2 protein-coding genes are annotated in these 2,018 nt (G+C 63.8%); both read left to right on the top strand.

Annotation, left to right across the window (positions count from 1 at the left end):
- Positions 1-102: 102 nt before the first annotated feature.
- On the top strand, positions 103-1,431 hold the full coding sequence (locus tag HX846_RS30450) for a cellulase family glycosylhydrolase (RefSeq protein WP_177040823.1): 1,329 nt from the start codon (positions 103-105) through the stop codon (positions 1,429-1,431).
- 8 nt (positions 1,432-1,439) lie between these two features.
- Positions 1,440-2,018, top strand: a 579-nt coding sequence (locus tag HX846_RS30445) for a glycosyltransferase (protein ID WP_178966805.1), incomplete at its 3' end; no start/stop codon positions are given.

Here is a 2,018-nt window from a genome sequence, read left to right as displayed (position 1 = left end):
ACTGGGCCGCACGCGCCGCCGCCATAGGCCGCGAACGGTTGTGGCCAGTGACCGCGCAGAAGTTCGCGAGCCTGTTTGAGCAAACCGTTGCAGGAGGCAACCATGGCGCGTAAACGGACTTACCTCGCTACCCTCGCAGTCGTCGCTGCGCTGGGTTTGACCGCCTTTCTCTGGGGCCGCCCGGCCGATGCCGAGAGCCATGTGCTCAAGGGCAGCAAAGAGGTCGTGTGGAAGGACTTCCTGGGGGTGAACGCGCAGTTCCTGTGGTTCAGCCCCGAGCGTTATCAGAAGCAGATCGACCGCCTCAAGGCCCTGGGCCTTGAGTGGGTGCGCCTGGACCTGCACTGGGACCAGCTGGAAACCGCCGAGAACCAGTACAACGTCGCGACCCTCGACGAACTGGTGAACAAGCTGCAGCAGAACCAGATCAAGTCGGTGTTCTACCTGGTGGGCTCGGCGAAGTTCGCCACCACCGCGCCCGCCTCCTCGCCGTACCAGGACCAGTTCCCGCCCAAGGACCCGAGTATCTTCGCCAACCGCATGGCATTGCTGGAACAGCGTTACCCCAGCGTGGACGCGTGGCAGGTGTGGAACGAACCGAACCTGCTGGGGTTCTGGCGCCCCGCCGCCGACCCGGCCGGCTATGCGAACCTGTTGCAAGTCACCGCCGCCGCGTTGCGGGTGGTGAACCCGAACAAACCGGTGGTGGCCGCCGGCATGGCATTCTTCAGCGAAATGCCCAACGGCCAGAACATGCTCGACGGGCTGCTGCAACTGGGCGTGCCGAGCCTGAATACCGTCATGTCCTATCACCCCTACACCCAATTGCCCGAAGGCAACACGCCGTCGAACCTCGACTTTGTCGAAAAAACCAGCGCCCTCAACCAGAAACTGCGGGCGGCCGGGGTGAATACCCTGTGGAGCACAGAGTGGGGCTGGTCGACCTACAAAGGCCCGAAAGAGGTGCAGGACTTCATCACCACCCAGGGCCAGGCCGACTACATCGTGCGCCGCGTCGCGCTGATGAGCGCGCTGGATTTCGACAAGATCTTCCTGTTCACCCTGAGCGACCTGGACCAGCGCGCCAGCGTGCGCGACCAGAGTTATGGCTTGCTCGACATCGACGCCAACCCCAAGCCGTCGTACACCGCGCTGCAGAATTTCCTGCAGGTGAGCGGGCCCAAATTGACCCCCGGCGACCCACCCACCGCCGATCAGTTGCCCGATGGCCTGTTCAGCATCGGCTGGTCCCGTGCCGACGGGCGCAAGGTGTGGTTTTTCTGGTCGGCCCGTGGCGGCAGCGCGCACTTGCCTGGCATGACCACCGCCACCTTGTATGACCCGTTGCGCGGCACCGAAACACCGTTGAGTGGCACCAATGGACTGGACGTACCGGTCAAGCCGAACCTGCAAATTCTGTTATGGGATTGAAGCCACCCATGCGCATCCTCTGGATCCTGCCCTACTCGCCTTGGCCCGCTACCAGCGGCGGCAAGACGCGCCAGTTTCATTTGCTGCGCAGCCTGGCTGCGCGCGGGCATCGGATCACCTTGCTGCTGCATGACAAACATGCGGTATCGCTGACGGATCGCCACGTGCTGGAAGCCTTTCTGGAACAGGTGATCATCCTCCCCCGGCGCCCGCTGCGCAGCCTGAAGACCCTGCTGGCCGGGCTGTTTGCGCCGTACCCGTTGCTGGCCAGTGTGAATGGCCTGTCGGGTGAACTGCAGGACACCTTCGAGCGCTTGCTGACCGAGCATTGGGACGTGGTGCAGATCGAACATACCTACACCTTCCAGCCTTACGAAGCTGCATTGGCCCGTCGCTCCCAGCCGTTTGTGCTGACCGAGCACAATGTCGAATCGTCCCTCGGCGCCGCGACTTACGACCGCCTGCCCGGCTGGGCGTTGCCGTTCATACGCTACGATCAATGGCGCTACGGCCGCTGGGAACACCGGGTGATGCGCCAGGCCGCGCAAGTGGTCGCCGTGACCGACGCCGACGCCCAGACCCTGGCG

The sequence above is a fragment of the Pseudomonas sp. K5002 genome, from assembly GCF_013386655.1.
In the GTDB taxonomy this organism is placed as follows: Bacteria; Pseudomonadota; Gammaproteobacteria; order Pseudomonadales; family Pseudomonadaceae; genus Aquipseudomonas.
This window is presented reverse-complemented; position numbering and strand designations above follow the sequence as displayed.

Excerpts from the sequence above, each read along its gene's own strand:
- HX846_RS30450 (WP_177040823.1), top strand. The coding sequence starts at position 103 with ATGGCGCGTAAACGGACTTACCTCGCTACCCTCGCAGTCGTCGCTGCG.